Here is a 25,273-nt window from a genome sequence, read left to right on the forward strand (position 1 = left end):
AATAATATCAATTGGAGGGATAATGATGGCAGTGATAGGTATTGATTTAGGAACAACAAATAGTTTAGCGGTTGTTTATAGAAATGGGAATGTGGAATTGATTCCTAATCAGTTTCATGAATATTTAACACCAAGTGTTGTGAGTTTGGATCATAATGAATTAGTTGTTGGTAAAATTGCAAAAGAACGTCTTGTGACTGATCCTGAACATACAACATATTTATTTAAACGTAAAATGGGGAAAAGTGAAAAGACTCAATTAGGTTCAAAAAGTTATTTGCCAGAAGAATTATCTGCTTGTGTAGTCAAACAATTAATTGAAGATGCACAAAATTATTTAGGTGAAAAGGTTGATGAAGTTGTTATTAGCGTACCAGCTTATTTTGATGCAACCCAAAGACGAGCAACGAAAGCAATTGGGGAAATATTGGGAGTAAAGGTTAATCGTTTGATTAATGAACCTTCTGCTGCAGCAATTGCTTGTCATCAAAGTGATGATTTTGAAACTTTTGTTGTTTTTGATTTTGGTGGAGGAACATTGGATGTTTCTGTTGTTGATTGTTTTGAAAATGTTGTTAGTATTAATGCGATTGCAGGAAATAATCAATTAGGTGGAAGTGACTTTGATAAAGCAATTGCTTATTATTTTTGTCAACAAAATGATATTGATTTTGTATCTTTATCAAAAGAAGAACAAAGAAGTTTATTATTATGTAGTGAACGAGCAAAACTATCACTTCGAGATTCATCGTCAACGACAATGAAATTAACATTATCCAAACATCAATATGTTTGTGAATTAGATAATGAGATTTTATTTTCAATTACAAAACATATCTTTACTGAAATTAAAAAAGTGATTGGTAAGGCTGTTAAAGATAGTGGTTTTAGTGCTGAAGAATTAGATAGTCTTATTTTAGTAGGTGGTTCTAGTTATATGCCAGTAGTGAGAGATTATTTAACTCAGCTACTTAATATACCAGTATCACAAAGTGAAGATATTGATTTATTGGTTGCTAGGGGACTTGGAAAATATATTGGTATTAAACAAAGGGAAGCAGATGTAAAAGATTTATTGGTGACTGATATTTGTCCATTTTCGCTAAGTACAGGTGTGCATAATCCAATTGATACAGCTAAGGATTTAGCAGAAGTTATTATTCCCCGTAATACCGTTCTACCAGCAAGTGAGAGCGTTACTTTGCAAACTGTCAAAAAGGGGCAGACACATGTCAATGTTACTGTTTATCAAGGGGGAAGAAATGTATGCCAAAGATAATTTGTTTTTAGGCAGTGTCGATATTCAAGTTCCTCGTAATTTTAAAGAACATGAACAATTTCAAGTCACTTATTCATATGATATTAATTCAATGTTATATGTAGAAATTGATATTTTATCAACTCAAGAACATTTTACGTATCAAATTGGACAAACTCAACGTTTAGAAAAAGTTACAAAGTATAATCATTTAAATGCTGTTAAAAATGTTTCTCTGCAATTAAATCAAAATCCAGAATATGATGCTTTAATGGAAAAAGCAAAACGTATTTTTACTGAATTAGATCCAGTTACAAAAGATTATTATCAAGCAACTTTACAACAATTTATTGTTCATTTTAAGCATTACCATAACAATATTAAAAAGAAACAAGAACTCTTAACAATTATGGAAGATTATATAGATAAATTTGAAAAAGATATGGATTATGAAAATTTAGATATTTTTTCATCCTTTGATGATGAAGGAGGACTTCCTTCATGAAAAGTATATGGGATATTTTAGGAATAGAACCAACTCATGATAAGAAAATCATAAAACAAGCCTATGCAAGTCAAAGTAAACTTTGTCATCCAGAAGATAACCCAGAAGCTTTTAAGATTTTACAACAAGCTTATAAATCAGCATTAGCTTATGCATCAAACGAGAATTATTCAAGGAGTTCTTTAAAAAGTACAATTGAAGTCAATACAAAAAAGACACATAAGGTTTATGTTGATAGTCAGGACGAGGAAGAAACAAAAGAGATTTATCCTTATTCTAAGGATGTTGATTTAGATGATTTAGAAATAGAATCTTGCTTATCAAAAACTCATAAGTTATTTAAAGATGAGAATATCTTAGAACAGTTTGATGATAATCAAGCATATCAGGATTATCTATTTGAAAGTTTTATCAAACAAATAGGAAAGCGATTAGATGAAGATAAATTACAATTACTTGTAGAAAATACGAATTTATTGATTCAATGTCATGATCGATATTTTTGTATAAAAGTAGATGATTATTTAAGTCAATGTCGTTTTCATTTGAAAAGATTCAGATATGCTTATTGGGTGAAAGTATTAGGTGATCTGCATTTTGAAAAAACAGCTGAGAAGTTAAGAAAAATTCAAATTAAAAAGAATCGTTTACCTATAAGTGCCTTTTTTCCTATTATTGTCGTTGTAGTTATGAGTATTCTTTTTGATAGTCCAACTCCAAAACAAAAAATACCTCAATATAAACCACATGTTAATATTGTTAAACAAGACACTGTTGATACAACAAATATTGATTATTATACAAATGTTCCTTATCTGAATGGAGTTAAATATACTAAGAATAAAGATGAATATATTCTTAAAAATAAAGAGGGAAAGATTATTGCTAGTGAAGTAAAGACAATACAATTTACGAATAGTCCAATAATTCTTTATCAAAAAAATAAATTTTATCTACTTGATACAAGAGATATGAAAACAATCCAAAGAACATATAAAGCAGCAATGGTAGTCAATGTTGTAAAAGATGGAGTAAGTCAAATAGAAAAGATGTATGTAGCAAGTTATGATGGTTATTATTGGAAGTTGTATGATTTAAAGGGGAATGCAGTTTATCAATTTGAAGAAAAAAGGGATCAAAAAGATATCCCTAAAACAATTTATCTGCATGATCAAAAGGCTACTTTTGAGCCTTAAGAGTATTTTTTTCATTAAATGAGTTGATATAAAAAAAGAGAATGAAGATAGTTTTATTTGATTAAAACATGTCTTGATTCTCTTTTATTTTGGAAATTACTTTCTAAAAAAATAGCAAATAAAATCAATTATGATAAAAAAATGAAAGTAATTTCTAAATCCCTTCCAAAGATTGCAGGAATTATGAAATAAAAGTATATTGGTGTTACAGGAGGGAAAAAAGATGGAAAAAATTCACAACAATTTAATTGTCTCATGTCAGGCATTAGAAGGTGAACCTTTGCATTCTTCATTCATTATGTCAAAGATGGCTTTAGCAGCTCAAATGGGTGGAGCAAAAGGAATAAGAGCCAATAGTGTGGAGGATATTCATGCGATTAAAAAAGAAGTCGATTTACCAATTATCGGGATTATCAAAAAAGACTATGTGGGAACTGATGTTTACATTACACCAACTATGAAAGAAGTCGACGCTTTGGTAGAAGAAGGGGTAGATATTATAGCAATGGATGCCACAATCCAATCACGTTTAAATGATTTAAGTCTTGATGATTTCTTTAAAGCTGTTAAAGAAAAATATCCTCATCAATTATTTATGGCAGATTGTTCAACCGTAGAAGAAGCGATTCATGCTGATGAATTGGGATTTGATTTTATTGGGACAACACTTGTGGGGTATACACCACAAAGTCAAAATTTGAAGATTGAAAACAATGATTTTGAGATCATTAAAGAAATCGTGAAACATGTTAAACATCCAGTTATTGGAGAAGGAAATATTGATACTCCTGAGAAAGTTAAAAGAGTTTTAGAGTTGGGTTGTTATAGTGTTGTCGTTGGTTCGATTATTACAAGACCCCAAATCATTACAAAAAGATTTGTTGATAAAATAAAAGATGAAAAGAGGGAAGAAAAATGATGGATAAAATATCTAATTTACTATTACCGATTGCTGAAAAACTTTCTAAAAATAAATATCTTTCAGCAATAAGAGATGGTTTTGTTTCAATTATGCCATTGGTTTTAACAGCATCATTATTTACATTAATTAATTGTGTTTTTGTTGGAAAAGGAAATTACTTAGATAAATGGTTTGGTATGCCATGTACTGGATTTGCACAAATTGGAGGTGTTATTGGTTCAGCTTCGATGTCAGTAATGGCTATCTTACTTGTATTTACAACTTCAAAAGCATTAGCTTCACAATATAAAATGGATACATCTATTACTGGAGCAGTAGCGGTTGTTAGTTTTCTATGTTTAACACCATTTGTTTCTGATGCAAAATTAGGAGAATATGTAACGACTTATTATTTAGGTGCGGCTGGTATGTTTACTGCATTTATATCAGTGATTGTTTCTGTAGAATTATTAAGATTTTTAATGAGTTTTAAAGCTTTGCTTATTAAAATGCCAGAAAGTGTTCCAACTGGAATTGCAAGATCATTTAATTCAATTATTCCAGTGGCTTTAACAGTTATTCTTTTTGCTTTATTAAGAATTGTAACTGATGCTATGGGAGCACCATTAAATGATTTAATCTTTACTTGGATTCAAACCCCATTTACAGCGATTGTTTCTTCACCAATTGGAATGATTATAATTTATATCTTGTATATGTTATTATGGGGATTTGGGATTCATTCAGCTTATATTTTTAATCCAATCCTTGAACCGATTTATCTTGTTAGTTTAACAGCTAATGCAACAGCTATTGCAGCGCATCAAAGTGCCACGGCAATTATCACAAAACCATTCCTTGATTCTGTTGCCTTTATGGGTGGAGCAGGAAATATGTTAGCTTTAGTTATTGCTATTTTCATTGTTTCAAAAAGACAAGATTATAAAGTCATAGCAAAATTAGGTTTTGCTCCAGCGTTATTTAATATTTCTGAACCTTTAATGTTTGGATTACCGGTTGTTATGAATCCGATTTTAATTATTCCAATGATTTTAACAACTCTGGCTGGACTTGGAATAGGTGCACTTGCCACTCAAATTGGGCTTATGGCACATACTTATGTTTTAATTCCATGGACAACACCACCAGTGATAAGTGCCTTTTTAGCAACCGGTGGAGATATTTTATCAGGTGTTGTTGGTTTAGTGATTTTGGTTATTTCGATACTTATTTATATCCCGTTTGTTAAAGTTATGGATAAAGAGGCGCAGGTACAAATTGAAGAATAATGTTATTGTCTTTGATTTAGATGGCACTTTATTAGATAGCAATAATCAAATGATTGGAGGTGCTAAGACATTGGCTTGTCTTAACACACTTCAACAAACGGGATGTACACTTGCTATTTGTACAGGACGTCTAGATCACGATATAGTAAAAATATGTCAAGAGTATGGTTTAGATATGAAACATCGAATTTCTCAAAATGGAGCTGTTTTGTATCAGGACAATCAACTCAAAGCTACCCTTCTTGATAAGCAGGAAGCTTTAGATATATACCATGAATTAAAAACAAAAGATATAAGAATAGAATTGAATACGATTTCTAATCGTTATTGGACAAGTGAAAGAGACCCACTATTTCCTAAAGAATTTTATGATTCACATATTATAAAAGAAGATTTTGAAGATATTCTTTTATATCAACCTGCAGTTTTATTTTTAATTGTTGCTCAAGAACAACAATTAAAACAAATTGAAGAAACAATAAATCAAAATTATCAATTCACAAAAGCAATCAGAACATCACAAACTTCTTTAGAAATTGTTCACAGTAGTGTTTCTAAAGGCGAAGCCTTAAAGATTTTATATCCAGATTGTCAGATTTATGCCATAGGGGATTCACCAAGTGACTTTGAAATGTTCCCCTTTTCAAAAATCGGGTATCTTGTTTCAAATCAAGAATGTCATTATCCTTGTCAAAGAAAAGAGACGATTTTAGAAGCTTTGCAAGATATCATAAGCCATATTAAATAGCTAGCGACTTTAAAAAGGAAACAATTTTGTTAATTAGATAGAGGAGAAAAAAGATGAAAACATTATTTATACCATTAGATGAAAGACCATGTAATTATATATTTCCACAGCTGCTTGTCACTCATAAAACAGATGTCCATATATGTATTCCCCCAATTGAGTTACTAGGCCATAAAAAAAGTCCAGCTGATACAAAGAAATTAAGTGAATTTCTTATAAGTCATGTAAAAGACTGTGATAATCTTGTTCTTTCAATAGATATGTTATTGTATGGTGGATTGATTCCTTCTCGTTTACATCATTTAAGTGAGAAAGAAGTGAATGAAAGATTAGATATTGTTCATCAAATCAAAAACATCAATCCCCATATAAAAATATATGCTTTTCATTGTATTATGCGTGCACCTAGTTATAATTCAAGTGAAGAAGAACCAGATTATTATGAAGATTTTGGATATGCTTTGTTTAGAAGAAAGTATTTATTAGATTATCAAAAAAGACATGGGCTTTCACAAGAAGAATTATTAGAATTAAAGAGTATCCATATTCCTCGTGATATTATTGATGATTATGAATGGCGTAGAGATTTTAATACACAAATGAATTTAAAGGTGATTGATTATTTAAAGAATGGAGATATTGACTTTTTAGTTATTCCACAAGATGATTCATCACCATATGGCTATACATCGCTATCTCAAAAGAAGGTTGTTGATGAAGTCAAAAAGTCTCATCTAGAACAACAAGTCATGATATACCCAGGTGCTGATGAAGTATCAATGTCATTATTTATAAGAGCTTATCATGAATATTATCATCTTGAACCAAAAGTTTATCCTTTTTATGCATCGGTTTTAGGTCCAACTATTGTTCCAAAATACGAAGATCGACCTATGTTTGAAAGTCTTAAATCACATATCCGTGTCTGTCGTGCTAAAATGGTTGATACTCCACAAGAAGCTGATCTTATTCTTGCGATTAACTCACCAGGAAAAATTATGCAAGAATCATTTGTTGATGAAGTTGAAAAGGATATTTCATATACAAGTTATCGTAATTTATTAGATTTTGCTTATAAAATTAAGGATTACCTTCAAGCAGGGTACCAAGTTGCTTTATGCGATAGTGCTTATAGTAATGGTGGTGATTATCAATTAATTGAATATTTAGATCATCTTAATATTTTAGATCAGCTGATAAGTTATGCGGGATGGAATACGAATTGTAATTCTTTAGGAACAACATTAGCCCAAGCTTTTTTGGGAAGAAATCAAAAGCATTTATGTTATCGTATTATTGAAGATGTATTCTATCAAACAATTGTAAGAAAACAAATAATTGATTGTGATTTAATAGAGTTAGGTTTATCGTATTATGATTTTAAAGATCAACAAGATATTGTTGAAAATCGAATTTTAAATCAATTACAAGCTTACTATGATTCATTGAATATGTCTCATCATTATCCTGTGCATATCCAACGTATTTGGATGCCTTGGAAACGTATGTTTGAAATTGGAATGGAGATAGAGGTATAAAATGCGAGAAACAATGACATATAATCCTTGTTTTTATCAATTAAGAGAAGGTCAATTACAACGTATGTTAGAGATTATTTCTCATAACAAAGAGGCTAAACCTCATGGTGTTGTCTTTTTTGGAGATTCATTAACACAGATGTATGATCTTGATAAATATTTTCCCCAAATCCCCTTGAAATATAATTGTGGAATTGGTGGAGCCACATCAGAGGAATTATTATGGTTTGTTGATGAAGCTGTGATTAAATATCAACCAAGTCTTGTTGTTATGATGATAGGAATTAATGATTTAGGACATACAGTCATGTTATCACCTAAAGATATTGCTAATTATGTAAAGAGTATTATTGATTTAATAAGAGGTAATTTACCAGATACTCAAATTCTGTTATTATCGACATTACCATGTGTTGAAAGTTTAAGAGATTATCATCATGTTTTAGGGATTCGATGTAATGACTTGGTGAAAATGATTTATATTCAATACCAAGAACTTATTTTAGATAACAAAACAACTCTTATTAATGTTTTTGATGAATTTATTGATGAAAATAATGAAGCAAAAACAAAATATTATCAAGATGGTTTACATTTAAATGAAAGAGGTTATCAAAAACTAACAAGCCTCATTGAAAAGAAAATACAGGATTATTTATAAAGGGAATATTGTTTTCCCTTTTTGTGATATAATAAATGGTAAGAAAAAAGGAGAGACAAGGATGCTATCATATAATAAAAGTATTATTCCAATTATTGAATCATCATATGAAGATTTAACAAATGTTGAAAAGATGATTGCTGATTATTTTTTAAATGGGGTAGAAAATGATGAGTTATCATCTAAAGATGTTTCAAAAAAGTTATTTGTTTCAGAGGCATCATTATCTCGTTTTGCCAAGAAACTAGGTTTTAGTGGTTATCGCGAGTTTCAATTTGCTTATAAACAAAAACTTCCATCTTCAAAAGAACTTGATTTTCTTACCAAGCAGGTTTTAAATTCTTATCAAAAAACATTAGAGAAAACATATTCATTAATTAATAATGATCAAATGATAAGAGTTGCTATGATGTTAGATGAATATGAACGTGTTTATGTTTATGGAATTGCTTCATCAGCAGTTGTAGCAAGAGAGTTTAAATTACGCTTTATGCGACTAGGATTAGATGTTGATTATTTAGCTGAAGCACATTCAATACGTATGAATGTTAGTAGAGTTAATGAAAAATCTTTGGTTATTGGGATAAGTGTTAGTGGTAGAACATGGGAAGTTGTTGAGGGATTAAGGGAGGCTAAGAAAAAAGGCGCAAAGACCATTATGATGTCAGCCGCTAAAATTTATGAATATCGCTCATATTATGATGAATTGGTACTGATAGGGGGATTAAAGAATTTAGCTATCTCAGATAAGATTTCTCCACAAATTCCAGCGTTGATTGTTGTTGATATTTTATATGCTCATTATTTGCATTATAATAAGGCAACAAAAGAAGAAAAATTAAAACTGACTTTAGAATATATTAATTATGAAATAGAGGAGTAATTTAAAGAAAATGCACCAGAAGTGCATTTAAAAATACTTTTCATTATGCATATTTAAAAAGGCTTGAAAACCACCTTCAACATAGTAAGCGCGATATCCTTTTTGTTGAAGTTCTCTGGAGAGCCTTTTTGTTCTTTCCCCACTATAACAAATCAAACATAGTGGTTTATCTTTAGGTAAATAATCAAGCTTATTTATGAGTATATCATAAGGAATGTTTTCAAAGTTATAGATGTGTAATTGATCATACTGATAGCTTTCTCTTATATCAATAAAATAAAATTGATTTTGATAAACTATTTTTTCAAGATTATAAATAGAAATTGCATTATTCATTATAAGTCACCTACCTTAAAGTATTCAAGAGGGCGAATAATGTTCTTATAGTGAGAAATTTTACGAAATTTGTGACTAACAAATAAAGTGAATTTGTGGTATAATAATAAAAACACAACGTGTTGTTACCGCAACGTAAGTTCAGTTGGTGCAATACGTTGTTTTGTTTTAGAAAGAGAGGTATTTAGATGTACCAAGTGAATGAAATCATTTTATATGGTAGTGAGGGAATTTGTAAAATTGACAATATGATGACACGTCATGTCAATGGTCAACCTATTGAATATTATGTATTAAAACCAATTAAGAGTGAGAGTTCAACAATTTATGTTCCAACTTTAAATGAAGAATTAACGAAGAAAATGAAAAGAGTTTTATCTTATCAAGAGATTATTGATCTTATTCATTTTATTCCTGATAGTGAGCTTTTATGGATTGATAATGATAATTTAAGAAAAGAACGATATAAAGGGATTTTAAGAGATGGGAATCGTCAAGAAATTATGCAGTTGATTAGAACTTTATATTTGCATCAACTGAAATTAAAAGAAGAAGGAAAGAAGTTTCATGCAAGTGATGATAAATTTTATAAAGATGCTGAAAGAATCTTGTATGAAGAATTTGCCTATGTATTAAATATTTCTGAGGAAGAAGTTGTTCCGTTTATTTGTCAGGAGATTGATGTTAAAGAAATAGCATAGATAGAAAGCAATATCTTTTATAAAGAGGATATTGCTTTTCTTGTGTTTTTTCGTCAAAATACGGGAATTGTTAAGAAAATGAATAATTTTTCATGTTTCATTAGGTGGCTTGCTAATTGCTTCACATAAGATACAAAATCAATTGAAAATCATGGATAAGAGTGTTATAATTCAGGCATGGAGGAATGTGAAAATGGATAAGAAAACAATCAAAGATATTGAAGTCGCTGGAAAAACTGTCTTAGTTCGTGTTGACTTCAACGTACCTAGAAACAAAGAAACAGGAGAAATTACTAATGACAACAGAATTGTTGCCGCTTTACCAACTTTAAAATATTTATTAGAACATGGGCCAAAAGCTATCGTATTGTTCTCTCACTTAGGTAAAGTGAAAACTGAAGAAGACAAAGCTAAAAATGATTTAGCTGTTGTTGCTCCTAGATTATCTGAATTATTAGGAGTAGATGTTAAATTTGTAAATTGTACAAGAGGAGAAGAACTTGAAAATGCTGTTAAAGAAGCAAATAATGGTCAAGTGATCTTAGTACAAAATACACGTTATGAAGCTGGAGAAAGCAAGAATGATCCAGAATTAGGTAAATATTGGGCATCATTAGGTGATGTATTTGTTGAAGATGCATTTGGTTCTGTACATAGAGCTCATGCTTCTACAGCTGGAATCCCTGCTCATTTACCATCTGCAGCTGGTTTCTTAGTTGAAAAAGAAATTGCTTATATCGGAAAAGCTGTAAGCAATCCAGAAAGACCAATGGTTGCTATCTTAGGTGGAGCTAAAGTTTCTGATAAAATCTTAGTTATTGAAAACTTATTAAAAATCGCTGACAAAGTTATTGTTGGTGGTGGTATGACTTATACATTCATGAAAGCTATGGGTCATGAAATTGGTAATTCTTTAGTTGAAGATGATCGTATTGAAGTAGCTAAAGAAATTATCGCTAAAGGTGGAGATAAATTAATCTTACCAGTAGACTCTGTTATCAATAATGCATTTGCTGAGTCAGGTGATATCAAAGTATGTGGTGAAGATGTACCTGAAGGATATATGGGATTAGACATTGGACCTAAATCTGTTGAAAACATCAAAAATGCATTAGCTGGTGCAAAAACAGTTATCTGGAATGGACCAATGGGTGTATTTGAAATGGAACCATTTGCTAAAGGAACAATTGCTGTATGTGAAGCATTAGCTAACTTATCAGATGCTAACACTATTATCGGTGGTGGAGATAGTGCTGCTGCTGTTATGCAATTAGGATATGCAGATAAAGTTTCTCACATTTCTACTGGTGGAGGAGCTTCATTAGAATACATGGAAGGTAAAGTATTACCTGGTATTGCTGCAATTGATGATAAATAATTAGGGAGAAATGAAAATGAGAAAACCAATTATCGTAGGAAACTGGAAAATGAATAAAACAATCGCTGAAACAAAAGCATTTGTTGAAGCTGTTGATCCAGCAGTGAAAGATACTGCTGATTGGGGTATTGCAACTCCATATTTAGCATTACAAACTGCTAAAGAAAACGCTAAAAACTTAATCGTAGCAGCTGAAAACTGTCATTTTAAAGATAGTGGAGCTTATACTGGTGAAGTGAGTGTTGGAATGTTAAAAGAAATCGGAATTGAATGGGTTATCTTAGGACATTCTGAAAGAAGACAATATTTTGGTGAAACTGATGAAACAGTAAATGCTAAAATGTTACAAGTTTTAAATAATGATATGACTCCAATCGTATGTGTTGGTGAAACATTAGAAGAATATGAAGCAGGAACAACAAAAGAAGTTGTTAAAACTCAAACAGTTGCTGCTTTCAAAGATGTATGTCCAAAATGTGCAAGCAGAGTTGTAATTGCATATGAACCAGTATGGGCTATTGGTACAGGTAAAACTGCAACTAATGAAATTGCTCAAGATGTTTGTGGATATATTAGAAGCGTTGTTGCTGAATTATATGGACAAGAAGTGGCTGATCAAGTGAGAATTCAATATGGTGGATCTGTAAAACCAGAAGGATTAAAAGCTTTATTAGAACAACCAGACATCGATGGTGCTTTAGTTGGTGGAGCTTCTTTAGTAGAAGATTCATATAAAGCAATGATTGCTGCATTAGATTAATAAATTAGAACTGCTTTGGCAGTTCTTTTCTTTTATTAAGAAATTCTTAAGAATTGTTTTGTTGACATTAATTTTTAAAATGTTTACTATATGTTTATACATGGAGGGATAAGGATGAAATATAAAGGAATAATTGGTTGTTTATGTTTATTGATGTTGGTTGGTTGTGGCACAACAAAAAAAGAAGAACCTACGCAAGGACAAAAAGGTCTTTATGTTGGTTTAGATGGAAAACAAACATATAGTGAAGCTGTAAAATATTTTAATTCACGTGTGAATTATTATTTTAGTGAAGCAACAGATGAAACAAGTGATACTTATAATGAATATTATAAGGGTCAAGATCATATTTCATTAGTGAGTAAAGCTTTATATAAGGATGCAGATGTAACGACATTAAATTATAGTATTGCTGATGGAAAAGATTTCCATACCCTCTTTATGGTTGATAGCCAGACATATGCTTATGATGTTGCACATGATTATAATGAGACAATTGATGCAATGTATCCTGATTTAACAAAAGATGAAAATAGTGAGTTATTAAGTGCTGAAAGAAAAGATCAGAATGGACAAATTGAATTAACTCTTAAAGTAAAAAGAAATCAACAATATCAAGAAAATGATTCAAGTGAAATTGTTTATTTTGTGAGTCAATTAAAGATTTCTAAAGATGGATATATTGTGGAAGATAAAGTAACTTATTATACTGATGATAAATTTGAAGAAGTGGCATATGAAGGTTTAACAACAACATATAAAGATTTTAATAAAAAGAAATCAGATGATTTACAAAAAGAAATTGATTTAATGAAATCATGTGATGGAATGAATGATGATGAAGTGAAAACAGAGCTTCATTTAGAGTCATAGATTTGTCTATGACTTTTTTTCTATCTTTTTTATATGAATTTTGTTATGATATAGAACTGGTGAGAATATGACAAAATTAAAAAGAAAAGATTTATTATTTTTAGGTTTAACATTATTTTCGATGTTCTTTGGAGCAGGGAATTTAATTTTTCCACCTTTTTTAGGTGAGCAAGCTGGCAATCAAGCGATTATTGCTGGTTTAGGGTTTATTGTTAGTGCTGTAGGTTTACCTGTTTTAGGGGTTATTGCGGTTGCTAAGGCTGATGGTTTAAATACTCTAGCAAGTCGTGTACATCCACGTTTTGCTGATTTATTTACCTTATTAATTTATTTATCTATTGGACCATGTTTAGCTATTCCTCGAACCGCAAGTACTTCTTATGAGATGGTGATTGCGCCATTTTTTACGCAACAATTCAAATTTGTACCAATTCTTTATTCATTTGCCTTTTTTGCATTAGCACTTTATTTGGCTTTGAATCCAGAAAAACTATCAGATCGTTTAGGAAAAGTTTTATGTCCATTATTATTAACTTTAATTACGATTATCTTTTTAGGCAGTTTCTTTGTTGAAATTCATTATGCGATGCCTAGTGGAAATTATGCACAACATCAATTTGTTCAAGGCTTTTTAGATGGTTATCAAACTATGGATACAATTGCAGCTTTAAACTTTGGAATTATTATTGCTTTGAATATTAAAAATAAAGGCTTGAAAGATGCAAAAACAGTTGTGAAATATACTATTAAAGCTGGAATGATTGCTGGTATTTGTTTAGCTATTGTTTATGGAGCTTTGATTCATATTGGAGCTTTATCTTCTTTTGTAACAGGACATCATAGTAATGGTGCGCAAACTTTAACGGCATTTATGCAATATTTATTTCAAAATATGGGGATTGTTATTTTAGGAGCCGTTTTCTTTATTGCTTGTTTAAATACTTGTGTTGGATTGATTTGTTGTTGTAGTGAGTATTTTGTTGAAAGATTTGCTTATTTAAGTTATAAACAATGGGCTTTTGTTTTTGCGGTTGTGAGTATGTTGATATCTAATATTGGATTAGATATGATTCTTCATATTTCCTTACCTATTTTAAACTTACTTTATCCTTTATCAATTGTCTTAATTTTCTTAGCATTTATTCATCGTTATATTCAAAAATATAGTTATGTTTATCAAATCACAATGTTATTGACGGGGATTGGAAGTTTATTAGGGATTGTTCCTAATCCAATTATTCATTCTATTCCCTTATCACAATATTCATTAGGGTGGATTCCTTTTGCAGTGATTGGATTGATATTAGGAATTGTTTTATCAAAGAAAAATATTGATAATTAAGCAATTTTTCTTGTTTTGTCGATTATCTTGAAATAAACCGGAAATGTGATATACTACGTATTATCCAAAGATTACTAACAAGTCATTATGTCGAGTAATGAACTTGTTTTCTTTCATTTAAGGAGGATTTATGATATTAAATATTATTTTATTGATTGTTGGATTTATTTTATTGATTAAAGGTGCTGATGTTTTTGTTGAAGGTGCAAGTAAGGTTGCAGCGATGTTACATATCCCACAGATTGTCATTGGCTTGACCATTGTAGCTTTTGGAACAAGTGCCCCAGAAGCGGCAGTTAGTATTGCTTCAGCTTATAAAGGCACTGCTGGAATAGCAATTGGAAATATTATTGGAAGTAATATTGCGAATGTTTTGTTGATTCTTGGGGTTGCTGGAATGATTGGTGAATTGGTTGTTAAGAAGAATACGTTCTTTATTGAATCACCATTTGTGATTGTAATTACTATTGTTTTGTTGTTTTTAGGAGTGAATGGAAAGAATATTAATCGTATTGATGGTGCAATTTTATGGATGTTCTTTTTAGTTTTTCTTTATTATCTTTATCGTTTGACTAAAAAAGGTGATGATAGTGCAATTGATGATGTGCCTGAATTGGATCAAAATGATCGTTTATGGAAATTAATTATTATGATTGTTTTAGGAATTATTTGTGTTGTAGTGGGAAGCCAGGTAACAGTTGATGCAGCGAGTTCTATTGCCAAAGAATTTGGAGTTAGTGATCGTATTATTGGTTTAACGATTGTTTCGATTGGAACGTCTTTACCTGAATTAGTGACTTCAGTGAATGCATCGCTCAAAGGGCGTAATGATATTGCGATTGGAAATATTATAGGAAGTAACATTTTTAATATTTTATTTGTACTTGGAACAGCAGCTTTGGTGGCTCCTAGAGGAATACCATTTGCTAGTGGATTTATGCTTGATGGCGTAATTGCGATAGCGGCTGTCGTGCTCTTTATGCTGTTTGTCGGCAAAGATATGAAGCTTAAAAAGTATGGTGCTTTTGTAATGTTAATCTCATATATTTGTTATGTGGTGTATATTTTGTAAAAAAATTCACGAGGGAAAGGGTTTACATAAAATGTAAGCCTTTTTATTTTGGCTTTTTGTATCATCTTGCTTGTTTTTTCACAAGGAATATAGTATATTAGCCATGTAAAGAAAATATAAATTTTGGAGGAAAGAAAATGGCAGAGAAAAAAGCTGTAAAACAAGAAGCCCCAAAGGCTGAATTGACTAATGAACAAGTAGATGCTCATATTGATGAATTAGTTCAAAAAGCATTAGGAGCCTTAGAAAAATTTGAATCTTTTGATCAAGATGCTGTTGACTACATCGTTGCTAAATGTTCTGTTGCTGGGTTAGACCAACATGGTGTATTAGCTGAAGCTGCAGTTAACGAAACAGGTAGAGGTGTTTTTGAAGATAAAGCTGTTAAAAACTTATTCGCTTGTGAATATGTAACAAGTAATCTTCGTCACTTAAAAACTGTTGGAATTATTAATGAAGATCCTTTAACTGGAATTACTGAAATCGCTGAACCAGTTGGTGTTATTTGTGGTATCGTTCCAACAACAAACCCAACTTCTACAGTTATCTTCAAATCTTTAATTTCATTAAAGACAAGAAACCCAATTATCTTCTCATTCCATCCATCAGCTTATGAAAGTTCAGTTATGGCTGCTAAAGTCATGAGAGATGCTGCAATTGCTGCAGGTGCTCCTGAAAACTGTATCCAATGGATTGAAATCAGAGGATCTATGTATGCAACAACTGCATTAATGAATCATCCAGGTGTAGCAACTATCTTAGCTACTGGTGGTAATGCAATGGTTAAAGCTGCTTACTCTTGTGGTAAACCTGCTTTAGGTGTTGGGGCTGGTAACGTTCCTGCATATGTAGAAAAATCATGTGTATTAAAAAGAGCAGTTAACGATATCGTATTATCAAAATCATTCGATAATGGTATGATTTGTGCTTCTGAACAAGCTGCTATCGTTGACCATGAAATTTATAAAGAATTTAAAGAAGAAATTTCTCGTTTCAAAGTTTATTGGGTAAATGAAGCAGAAAAAGCTAAACTTGAAAAATATATGTTTGGTGCTGAAGCTTATAGCGATAAAGTTAATGAAGTGGGAACTGTAAATGCTAATGTTGTAGGTAAAAATGCAACTTGGATTGCTGAACAAGCTGGATTCAAAGTACCAGAAGATACTCAAATCTTACTTGCTGAATGTAAGGAAGTTGGACCTAATGAACCATTAACAAGAGAAAAATTATCTCCAGTTTTAGCTGTTTTAAAAGCAACTTCTACTGAAGATGGTATTGCTAAATCAGCTGCAATGGTTGAATTTAATGGATTAGGACACTCAGCTGCTATCCATACTCAAAATCATGACATTTCAGTTGAATTCGGATTAAAATGTAAAGCAATTCGTGTTATCGAAAATGCTCCATCTACATTTGGTGGTATTGGTTCTGTTTATAATGCATTCATTCCTTCATTAACATTAGGATGTGGATCTTATGGACATAACTCAGTATCAAATAACGTAAGTGCTGTAAACTTATTAAATATTAAGAGAATAGGGAGACGTAACAACAATATGCAATGGGTTAAACTTCCTCCAAAAATCTACTTTGAAAGAAATTCAATTAGATATTTAAGAGACATGAAAGTCATGGAAAAAGCCATGATTGTTACTGATAGAGGTATGTACAATCTTGGTTATGTAGATAAGATTGAAGATGTTATCAAGAGAAGACGTAATAAAGTTGACTTAGAATTATACTTCGATGTAGAACCAGATCCAAGTATCGATACAGTTAACGAAGGTGTTGAATTAATGAGAAAATTCGAACCAGATGTTATTATCGCATTAGGTGGAGGTTCTTCAATGGATGCTGCTAAAGTTATGTGGTTAATGTATGAACATCCAGAAGTTAACTTCGATGATATCAAACAAAAATTCATGGATATCAGAAAACGTGCATTCAAATTCCCTGAATTAGGAAAGAAAGCAAGATTAATCTGTATCCCAACAACATCAGGAACTGGATCTGAAGTTACACCTTTCGCAGTTATCACTGATAAGAAAGCTAACAAGAAATATCCATTAACTGACTACTCATTAACTCCAACAGTTGCAATTGTTGACCCAGAATTCGTTATGAGTTTACCAGCTGCTATTGCTGCTGATACAGGAATTGACGTATTAACTCATGCAGTTGAAGCATATGTATCTATCTTAGCATCTGACTTCACTGATGGATGGGCTAAACAAGCTGTTAAGTTAGTATTTGAATACTTAGAAAGATCTGTTAAGAATGGTAAAAACGATCCAGAAGCAAGAGAAAAAATGCATAATGCTGCAACAATCGCAGGTATGGCATTCGCAAATGCTTTCTTAGGTATGAACCACTCATTAGCTCATAAGATCGGTGGAGAATGGCATATTCCTCATGGTAGAACAAATGGTATCTTATTACCACATGTTATTAGATACAATGGTACAGTACCAACTAAGTTAAATATCTGGCCTAAGATTGAAAACTATAAAGCTGATGTTAAATATATGGAATTAGCTCAATTAATTGGATTAAATCCTAAGACTCCAGCTGAAGGTGTTGCAATGTTCGCTGATGCATGTGAAGAATTATGTGCAAAAGTTGGTGTTGCTTGCAACGTACAATCTCAAGGTATCGATAAAGCTGCTTGGGAAGAATCAGTTCATAGAATGGCAATGAATGCTTATGAAGATCAATGTACTCCAGCTAACCCTAGAATGCCTATGGTTAAAGATATGGAAGCTATCTTAAGATTAATCTATGATTATGAATCAAAATTTGCTGATAAAGCATTAAAGAAATAATAAATAACCAAAATTTATTTGAAAGACGTTGCTTCGTTTGCAACGTCTTTTCTTTTATCGTAAAATAAAAGTAAGAAGATATAAAATGAAAGGGAATGACTATGAAACTAAGAAAAGGTAACTTAAAAACAAAATTATGTCAACTCGCATTGATACCAGTCATCTGTTTAGGCTTAGCAACATTAGTTATTGCCTCTGTGAGTGTTTATATATCAACGGCTAATGAAACAAAAGATGGTTTAAAGAATCTTGCTTATATGCTTCATCAAATGTGTGATATTGATGGTGAAGGAGATTATTGGGTAAAAGGTCAACATTTGATGAAAGGTAATGATGTTTTTGATAATAATTATAAGATTGTTGATAATATCAAAAGAACATCTAGTGTGGATGCAACTATTTTTTATGGTGATGTGAGAATGATTACAACCATCCATAATGATGGTAAACGTGCAATTGGAACCCATGCAAGTTTGGCTGTGGTTGAGAGTGTATTGAAAAAAGGAAATGATTATTTTTCTAGGCAGGTTTCTATAGGTGGGGTTTCTTATTTTGGTTATTATACACCTTTAACGAATCCTGATGGTAGTATTGTAGGAATGGTCTTTGTTGGAAAACCAAGAATTGCGGTTGTAGAAGCAGTGATGGCAACAGTCTTTTGGATTTTCTTATTAACTTTACTTGTCGCTGGTTTTACAGTTATGATGTCGATACATTATGCTCATAAAATTGTTTATTCATTGGATAAAACAAAAGAGTTTTTAGGTAATATAGCCAAAGGAAATGTAGAAGAAAAGATTGATCCAAATATTTTAAAACGTAATGATGAGATTGGTGAAATGGGGAATTTTGCAGTTAGTTTGAAGCAATCTATTAATCAGCTTGTAAGTACTGATTCATTGACAGGGTTATATAATCGAAGGAGCTGTGAAACGATTTTAACAAAGATTATTGAGGAAAATAAGAAATATAAAACCAAATCAGTGATTGTGATTGGAGATATTGATTTATTTAAACAGGTTAATGATACATATGGTCATCAAATTGGCGATCTTGTTTTAAAAGAATTAGCGATTGTTTTTAAGGAACATATGGAACATAAAGGAATTGTTGCTCGTTGGGGTGGAGAAGAATTTATGTTTATATATGAGCGTATGGATATGGAGCGAGTTTATGAGCATTTACAAGAACTTATGAAAGCTATTGAAAATATGCAGATACCTTATAATGATGAAATGATTTCAGTTGGAATGACATTTGGGGCAGCATTATGTGATCAGGATTGTGATATTGATCAGATTATTAAATTAGCTGATGATAATCTTTATTATGGTAAGAATCATGGCAGACATATGATTGTTATAAAATAGGTGGAAGTGATAATATGTATATTCGAACTCAAAATCAGTATTCTAAATTTACTACTGATGAATTAAGTGAGTTATTAGGACAAACAACATTTCAAATTAATAATTTTGGTCTATGGACAAGTGATCATGATAATCAAGCAAGTTATATTTCTAATGATATTGAGATTGTTTATTATCAAAAAGGTGGTTCACGTACTCTCGTTGGGAATCAATCTTATCAATGTCCACCAGGAAGTTTTCTTATTCTTGAACCTTTTCAATTAAATACATCAATTAATGAAGGATATGATGAATATGCTTACTATTATTTTCATTTTGATATAGAACCAGTTTCTTTAAAACATCAGTTTATGTCTTTACTTACAAAACATGGTCATTTGATTTATCCTCATGAAATGAAAAACTTTGAAGAAATGTTGTATCGTCTTTATATTGAATCACAAGAAAAAGAAATGGGATATTCAAGTATTATTACATCGGCTTTAATTAGAGTGGTTGTAGAAATTATGCGAGCTCAATTAAAACGTGGACAAGATGATCATATTGAAATGATACATTCACCTTATATTGAATTAGTTAATGAGGCTATCACTTATGTTCAAATTCATTTGTATGAACCAATACGTTTACAACAGATGGCACAAACATTAGGCGTATCTTCAGGCGTATTATATAAAGCTTTTATAAGTGTGTTATCCTTGTCACCAGCAAAATATATTCATCAACAAAAAATCCAATATGCTCAAAATAAATTGTTATTAGGAGAAAGTGTGACAGCTATTGCTCAAGAACTAGGTTATTCATCAGCTTATCATCTATCAAAAGACTTTAAGAAGATAGTAGGGATGAGTCCAAGAGATTATAAAAAACAACTCCAACGTTTGTGAAATATTAAACATATACGAATTTGTATATGTTTTTTAATATTTTAGATATGTTTTGTGTATGTGTAAGTGTTATCATAAGGTTATAGAAAAAATGAGGAGGTAGAATATGTTATTATTAGAACCGATAAAAGTAGGGAAAATCACATTAAAAAATCGTATTATGTTTCCACCAATGACAACGGGTTATGAAGAAAGAGATGGATCTATTGGACAACAAAGTTTTAACTTTTATAAAAGATTAGCTCAAGGTGGAGTTTCTTATATTGTTTTAGGAGATGTTGCGCCAGTGAATACAGTTTCTCCAACTCCAAAATTATTTCATGATGGTCAAATTGAAGCATTTGCTAAGTTGGCTAATGCTCTCCATAGTTATGACTGTAAATTAGGAATACAAATTTTTCATCCTGAATATGATGTTGATGCCTTGGCAGAAATGTTTAAAAAAGGAGATATGCAAGCAGCTCGTGCAAAACTTCATCATGATATGCTGCATTATATTGATGAAGTGACTGAAGAACAATTATCTGCAATCTTAGAAAAAATAGGTGCTTGCGTTAAACGTGCATATCAAGCAGGAGTTGATGTTGTTGAAGTGCATGGTGATCGTTTGGTAGGTGCTTTATGTTCACCAATCTTAAATCATCGTGAAGATCAATATGGTGGAAGTTTTGAAAATCGTACACGTTTTGCCTTAATGGTAGTCAAAACAATTAAAGCCAATGCGCCAGATATATGTATTGATTATAAACTTCCAATTATTACTGAAAATCCATTACGTGGTAAGGGTGGATTAAAGATTGATGAAGCTATCTCATTAGCAAAAATTCTTGAAGAAGCAGGAGTTGATATGATTCATGTTGGCCAAGCAAATCATACAGGGAATATGAATGATACGATTCCAGCAATGGGAACACAACCATATTGCTTTATGTCAAAGTATACAAAACAAATTAAAGAAGCTGTGCATATTCCTGTTTCATCAGTAGGTCGTATTTTAACTCCAGAAAATGGTGAAGCAATGATTGAAAATGGAGTATGTGATATCATTGGATTAGGACGTTCTTTATTAACTGATCCAGATTATGTGCGTAAACTTGAAAAAGGTGAAGCTCATCGTATTCGTCATTGTATGATGTGTAACAAGGGATGTACGGATGCTATTCAAAATAGAAAATTCTTAAGCTGTGTTTTAAATGCAGAAAACGGTTATGAATATGAAAGAGTAATCACTTCAGCAACAACGAAAAAGAAAGTTGTGATTGTTGGTGGCGGTCCAGCTGGAATGGAAGCAGCACGTGTAGCTAGATTAAAAGGTCATGATGTTGTTTTATTTGAAAAAGAAACAACTTTAGGTGGTCAATTAAATATTGCTAGTGTACCACCTAGAAAATCAGAAATGACAAGAGGTATTCATTATTTGACAAATGAAATGAAAGAGTTGAATGTTGATTTAAGACTAGGAAAAGAAGCTAGTCCAAATTGTATTATGGAAGAAAATCCTGATCATGTTATTATTGCAGTAGGGGCTTATAATATTGTGCCTCCGATTGATGGTAGTAAACAGCCTCATGTCTTAGATGCTTGGAAAGTCTTGAATCATGAACAATTACCAAGTGGCGAAGTTGTTGTTATTGGTGGTGGTTTAGTTGGTGCGGAGACAGCTGAATTATTAGCAGAAATGGGATGTCATGTCACAATTGTTGAAATGTTGGATGAGATAGCTAAAGAAGAATCTTCAACAGTTAGACCAACTATGTTTGAAACATTTGGAAAACATCATGTAACATTATTAACGCAAACAAAAGTTACCCAAATCAATCCTACGCATATCAAAGCACAAAAAGCCGATGAAGAAATAACGATTCCATGTGATTATGTTGTTTTAGCAGTAGGGGCAAAATCACAAACCTTTGATATAACACCACTTATTGAAAAAGGAATAGATGTTCATTTTATTGGTGATTGTCATGAAAAAGCTTCAGATATCAATCACGCTATTGAAGAAGGCTATTTAATTGCTAATTCATTATAATCCTCAGATACAATATAAAGACTTCAAATACGTTGCTTTTGACAACGTATTTTTTTATAATAAAGATATAAAGGAGGGGGAATATGGAATCGATATATGGAACTTTTATGACATCAGGTTTTGTTGTTTCATTAGTTACAATTATTTCATGGTGGATTCTTTTTAATAAAGCTGGATATAAGGGATGGTACGCGATTGTTCCAATTTATAATGTTTATATCTTTTGTCAAATGGTAACGGGAAGTGGTTGGTTTTTTCTAGCTATGTTGATACCATTTGTGAATGTCTTTGTTTTAATATATTTGTTATATAGGCTTTCACTTGTTTTTGGACATGGAATTTTATTCACGTTAGGACTTGTTTTTATGGAGCCATTGTTTATTTTGATTTTAGCATTAGGGGCTTCGTCTTATCATTCAAATACAACTTATTTCTAAAAGAAAAATAGAAGTGATGATTCACTTCTATTTTCATATAGGGGATTATTTATTTTTCCAATCTTCGTACATTTTTAAAGCTTGATCTAAAACTTTAGATCCATCCATCATACCATAAGTACGCATGTCGATGACTTCAACAGGAATTTCACCTTTTGTTTGCTCTTTGATAGAGTTTAAACGGAAACGAACTTGTGGCCCAATTAATAAAACATCACATGGATCAGCAGCGTATTCAGTTGTTAATGCAGTTTCACTTACAGCCCAAATTTTAGCTTCCAAACCTCTTTCACCAGCAGCTTTTTGCATTCTTGTTACTAGTAAACTTGTAGACATACCAGCACTACATGCTAACATGATTTTAATCATTTTATTTTTCCTCCTTATAAATCATATTCTTGCTATATTTATATTATACACCTCAAAGATTTAGAATGAAAGAATAACATTTACAAATTTATTGACATCTCAGCCTTCCTCATTTACCATAAGAATATGTAAAAATATTTGTTGATTGGTGAGTCTTATTTTAATTTATAAATGTGGATATTTTGTCTTATAAAGTTAATATATAGAAAGGAATTTATATGAAGAAAAAAGATATTATTGTGATTGTTGTATTATTAGTGGTTATTGGTGTAGGGTATTTGGTTTTTTCAATGATGCAAGGGAAAAAGGATGTTGTTGAAGTTTATTATAAAGATGAACTGATAGAGAAAATTGATATTTCAGTTGATAAAACATATACGTTTAAAGGAAGTTATGGAAAGTTTTCTTTAGAAGTGAAGAATCATGAATATCATGCTGTGAATGTTGAATGTCCAAATCATGATTGTGAAAAAATGGGATGGGTTAAAGAAGGAAGTTCTAAATCTATTATTTGTGTTCCAAATGAAATATATGTTATTCAAGCAGGAAATGAAGATCAGGTTCAATGAAAAATAAATATTACTTCTTTATGACCTTTTTACTAGGGTTGTTGTTTGTTTTTGTAGGAATTTTTGCTTTTTTAAATTCAGCTTATTTTATGTATATGATTGTTATGGTGTTGGGTATTTTGATTTTTATTGATACTTCATCTTTATTGAAGAATTTAAAAACCAATATATTAGGGATTTTGATTCATTTATTGTTTGCTTGTATATTTATCTTTACACCAAAATTACCTTTATCAATTGTTGTTATGGTTTTTGCTTTATATGTTTCAATAATGGGGATTTCGCATTTTGTTACATATTGTTATTATCGTAAAGAGAAAGTAAATGGGAGATTGTTGTTTTTGTTATCAGCAATTGTTTTGATTGTGGTTGGTATAAGTTTTATTTTATCTCCGAGTGTTCATGCAAAAGAGATGACTTATATTTTTGTTTTATATACTTTGTATTTGGGTATAAAGTATATGTTTGCTTCAATGAAAGAACTGTTATCAGAAAATCGTAAAAATTCTTTAAAACGACGAATACGTGTATCGTTACCAATATTTATGGTTGCTTTTATGCCGAGGGTAATGATTGAGTATATTAATGAAAAATTAGAAGTTGAAGATGAGATAATGAAACAGGATGATGATTTATCATCAGTAGAGGTTTTTGTTCATGTGAGTAAAGATGGTTTTGGGGCTATTGGACATGTTGATATTTGTTATCAAAATGAAGTGATTGCTTATGGGGCTTATGATGAAGCATCAACACATCTTTTTGGAGCTATTGGAGAAGGCGTTTTGTTTATTGTTGATAAAGAAAAATATATTTCTTTTTGTCATAAGGATGATATGACAAGTCATATTTTTGCTTATACATTGACTTTAAATGAAGTTCAAAAAGAACGTATTGAAGATACAATTGATGAATTTAAAAAAGGATTGGTGAAATGGGATCCACCTTGTATTAATAATCAAGAGTCACAAGATTATGCAAGTCGTCTTTATCAAGGAACACATGCTTCATTTTATAAGTTTAAATCAGGGATGTTTAAATATTATTTTGTCATGACAACAAATTGTGTTTTGCTAGCTGATCGTATTATTGGAAAATCTGGAATTGATATTGTAAATATGAATGGGATCATTACACCAGGAACTTATTTGAGTTATTTTGAAGAAGAATATAAAAAAGAAAATTCGAGAGTTATTGAAAAACATATTTATTAGCTATAACAGGTTTGTTATAGTTTTTTCTTTTGAATAAAAAATATTCTTTGTTTCAAATAAATTCGTTTTTTTCACACATTTATTTGATTGTTTTCTAACATTGATTTTTTAAAATGAAGATGTTAGGAGGGATTG

At 31.0% G+C, this 25,273-nt stretch carries 24 protein-coding genes; 22 read left to right on the forward strand and 2 right to left on the reverse strand.

What is annotated here, in order from left to right; translation table 11 throughout:
- The first annotated feature begins 25 nt into the window (after positions 1-25).
- From EDD60_RS06590 to EDD60_RS06625, 9 genes are all read left to right on the forward strand, one after another.
- Positions 26-1,279, forward strand: coding sequence for an Hsp70 family protein (locus EDD60_RS06590; protein WP_207905301.1), 1,254 nt, complete (start codon positions 26-28; stop codon positions 1,277-1,279).
- Positions 1,263-1,763, forward strand: coding sequence for a hypothetical protein (locus EDD60_RS16200; protein ID WP_207905302.1), 501 nt, complete (start codon positions 1,263-1,265; stop codon positions 1,761-1,763). The genes EDD60_RS06590 and EDD60_RS16200 overlap by 17 nt, the downstream gene beginning before the upstream one ends.
- A complete protein-coding gene (locus EDD60_RS06595; RefSeq protein ID WP_066448410.1) occupies positions 1,760-2,959 on the forward strand; it encodes a J domain-containing protein in 1,200 nt (399 codons plus the stop codon). The genes EDD60_RS16200 and EDD60_RS06595 overlap by 4 nt, the downstream gene beginning before the upstream one ends.
- Before the next feature lie 223 nt (positions 2,960-3,182).
- Complete coding sequence (locus tag EDD60_RS06600) at positions 3,183-3,878, forward strand: N-acetylmannosamine-6-phosphate 2-epimerase (protein ID WP_066448408.1); 696 nt, start codon at positions 3,183-3,185, stop codon at positions 3,876-3,878.
- Positions 3,875-5,149 carry a PTS sugar transporter subunit IIC gene (locus tag EDD60_RS06605; protein ID WP_132226333.1) on the forward strand — a complete coding sequence of 425 codons (1,275 nt, stop codon included), beginning with the start codon at positions 3,875-3,877 and terminating at the stop codon, positions 5,147-5,149. The genes EDD60_RS06600 and EDD60_RS06605 overlap by 4 nt, the downstream gene beginning before the upstream one ends.
- Positions 5,139-5,897 carry an HAD-IIB family hydrolase gene (locus EDD60_RS06610; protein ID WP_066448404.1) on the forward strand — a complete coding sequence of 253 codons (759 nt, stop codon included), beginning with the start codon at positions 5,139-5,141 and terminating at the stop codon, positions 5,895-5,897. The genes EDD60_RS06605 and EDD60_RS06610 overlap by 11 nt, the downstream gene beginning before the upstream one ends.
- A 53-nt stretch (positions 5,898-5,950) precedes the next feature.
- Entirely contained in the window at positions 5,951-7,435 is a 1,485-nt protein-coding gene (locus EDD60_RS06615; protein WP_066448396.1) for a DUF4127 family protein, read from the forward strand.
- A gap of 1 nt (position 7,436) precedes the next feature.
- Complete coding sequence (locus tag EDD60_RS06620) at positions 7,437-8,096, forward strand: SGNH/GDSL hydrolase family protein (protein ID WP_066448393.1); 660 nt, start codon at positions 7,437-7,439, stop codon at positions 8,094-8,096.
- A 61-nt stretch (positions 8,097-8,157) separates the two neighbouring features.
- Complete coding sequence (locus tag EDD60_RS06625; RefSeq protein WP_066448388.1) at positions 8,158-8,979, forward strand: MurR/RpiR family transcriptional regulator; 822 nt, start codon at positions 8,158-8,160, stop codon at positions 8,977-8,979.
- A gap of 27 nt (positions 8,980-9,006) precedes the next feature.
- Here EDD60_RS06625 and EDD60_RS06630 read toward each other — a convergent pair whose 3' ends face one another.
- On the reverse strand, positions 9,007-9,315 hold the full coding sequence (locus EDD60_RS06630) for a rhodanese-like domain-containing protein (RefSeq protein ID WP_066448385.1): 309 nt from the start codon (positions 9,313-9,315) through the stop codon (positions 9,007-9,009).
- A 188-nt stretch (positions 9,316-9,503) separates the two neighbouring features.
- Here EDD60_RS06630 and EDD60_RS06635 point away from each other — a divergent pair, with 188 nt between their 5' ends.
- The 11 genes from EDD60_RS06635 to EDD60_RS06685 all read left to right on the forward strand — a co-directional run bounded on the left by EDD60_RS06635 (position 9,504) and on the right by EDD60_RS06685 (position 22,989).
- Positions 9,504-10,016, forward strand: coding sequence for a CarD family transcriptional regulator (locus EDD60_RS06635; RefSeq protein WP_066448382.1), 513 nt, complete (start codon positions 9,504-9,506; stop codon positions 10,014-10,016).
- A 193-nt stretch (positions 10,017-10,209) separates the two neighbouring features.
- On the forward strand, positions 10,210-11,394 hold the full coding sequence (locus tag EDD60_RS06640; RefSeq protein WP_066448379.1) for a phosphoglycerate kinase: 1,185 nt from the start codon (positions 10,210-10,212) through the stop codon (positions 11,392-11,394).
- A gap of 16 nt (positions 11,395-11,410) precedes the next feature.
- Positions 11,411-12,154, forward strand: coding sequence for a triose-phosphate isomerase (gene tpiA, locus EDD60_RS06645; RefSeq protein ID WP_066448375.1), 744 nt, complete (start codon positions 11,411-11,413; stop codon positions 12,152-12,154).
- A 114-nt stretch (positions 12,155-12,268) separates the two neighbouring features.
- On the forward strand, positions 12,269-13,027 hold the full coding sequence (locus EDD60_RS06650) for a hypothetical protein (RefSeq protein WP_132226334.1): 759 nt from the start codon (positions 12,269-12,271) through the stop codon (positions 13,025-13,027).
- Positions 13,028-13,094: 67 nt separating this feature from the next.
- Entirely contained in the window at positions 13,095-14,369 is a 1,275-nt protein-coding gene (gene brnQ / locus EDD60_RS06655; protein WP_066448370.1) for a branched-chain amino acid transport system II carrier protein, read from the forward strand.
- A 130-nt stretch (positions 14,370-14,499) separates the two neighbouring features.
- The gene (locus tag EDD60_RS06660) at positions 14,500-15,441 is read left to right on the forward strand and encodes a calcium/sodium antiporter (RefSeq protein ID WP_066448363.1); all 942 of its coding nucleotides are present in this window, start codon (positions 14,500-14,502) and stop codon (positions 15,439-15,441) included.
- Between the two features lie 137 nt (positions 15,442-15,578).
- Entirely contained in the window at positions 15,579-18,263 is a 2,685-nt protein-coding gene (gene adhE / locus EDD60_RS06665) for a bifunctional acetaldehyde-CoA/alcohol dehydrogenase (RefSeq protein ID WP_066448360.1), read from the forward strand.
- Positions 18,264-18,364: 101 nt separating this feature from the next.
- Positions 18,365-19,633 (forward strand): sensor domain-containing diguanylate cyclase, encoded by a 1,269-nt coding sequence (locus EDD60_RS06670; RefSeq protein WP_066448356.1) that lies wholly within the window; start codon positions 18,365-18,367, stop codon positions 19,631-19,633.
- A 14-nt stretch (positions 19,634-19,647) separates the two neighbouring features.
- The gene (locus EDD60_RS06675; RefSeq protein ID WP_066448353.1) at positions 19,648-20,520 is read left to right on the forward strand and encodes a helix-turn-helix domain-containing protein; all 873 of its coding nucleotides are present in this window, start codon (positions 19,648-19,650) and stop codon (positions 20,518-20,520) included.
- Positions 20,521-20,626: 106 nt separating this feature from the next.
- On the forward strand, positions 20,627-22,552 hold the full coding sequence (gene bilR, locus EDD60_RS06680; RefSeq protein ID WP_066448351.1) for a bilirubin reductase, long form: 1,926 nt from the start codon (positions 20,627-20,629) through the stop codon (positions 22,550-22,552).
- An 83-nt stretch (positions 22,553-22,635) separates the two neighbouring features.
- The gene (locus EDD60_RS06685) at positions 22,636-22,989 is read left to right on the forward strand and encodes a DUF5684 domain-containing protein (RefSeq protein ID WP_066448349.1); all 354 of its coding nucleotides are present in this window, start codon (positions 22,636-22,638) and stop codon (positions 22,987-22,989) included.
- Positions 22,990-23,034: 45 nt separating this feature from the next.
- Here the strand turns inward: EDD60_RS06685 and EDD60_RS06690 are convergent, their stop codons facing one another.
- Positions 23,035-23,358, reverse strand: coding sequence for a PTS sugar transporter subunit IIB (locus EDD60_RS06690; protein WP_066448346.1), 324 nt, complete (start codon positions 23,356-23,358; stop codon positions 23,035-23,037).
- 218 nt (positions 23,359-23,576) lie between these two features.
- Here EDD60_RS06690 and EDD60_RS06695 point away from each other — a divergent pair, with 218 nt between their 5' ends.
- On the forward strand, positions 23,577-23,927 hold the full coding sequence (locus EDD60_RS06695) for a NusG domain II-containing protein (protein WP_066448344.1): 351 nt from the start codon (positions 23,577-23,579) through the stop codon (positions 23,925-23,927).
- The gene (locus tag EDD60_RS06700) at positions 23,924-25,138 is read left to right on the forward strand and encodes an HdeD family acid-resistance protein (RefSeq protein WP_066448342.1); all 1,215 of its coding nucleotides are present in this window, start codon (positions 23,924-23,926) and stop codon (positions 25,136-25,138) included. The genes EDD60_RS06695 and EDD60_RS06700 overlap by 4 nt, the downstream gene beginning before the upstream one ends.
- The last annotated feature ends 135 nt before the right edge of the window (positions 25,139-25,273 follow it).

Source organism: Longibaculum muris, from assembly GCF_004343035.1.
Lineage (GTDB): Bacteria > Bacillota_I > Bacilli_A > Erysipelotrichales > Coprobacillaceae > Longibaculum > Longibaculum muris.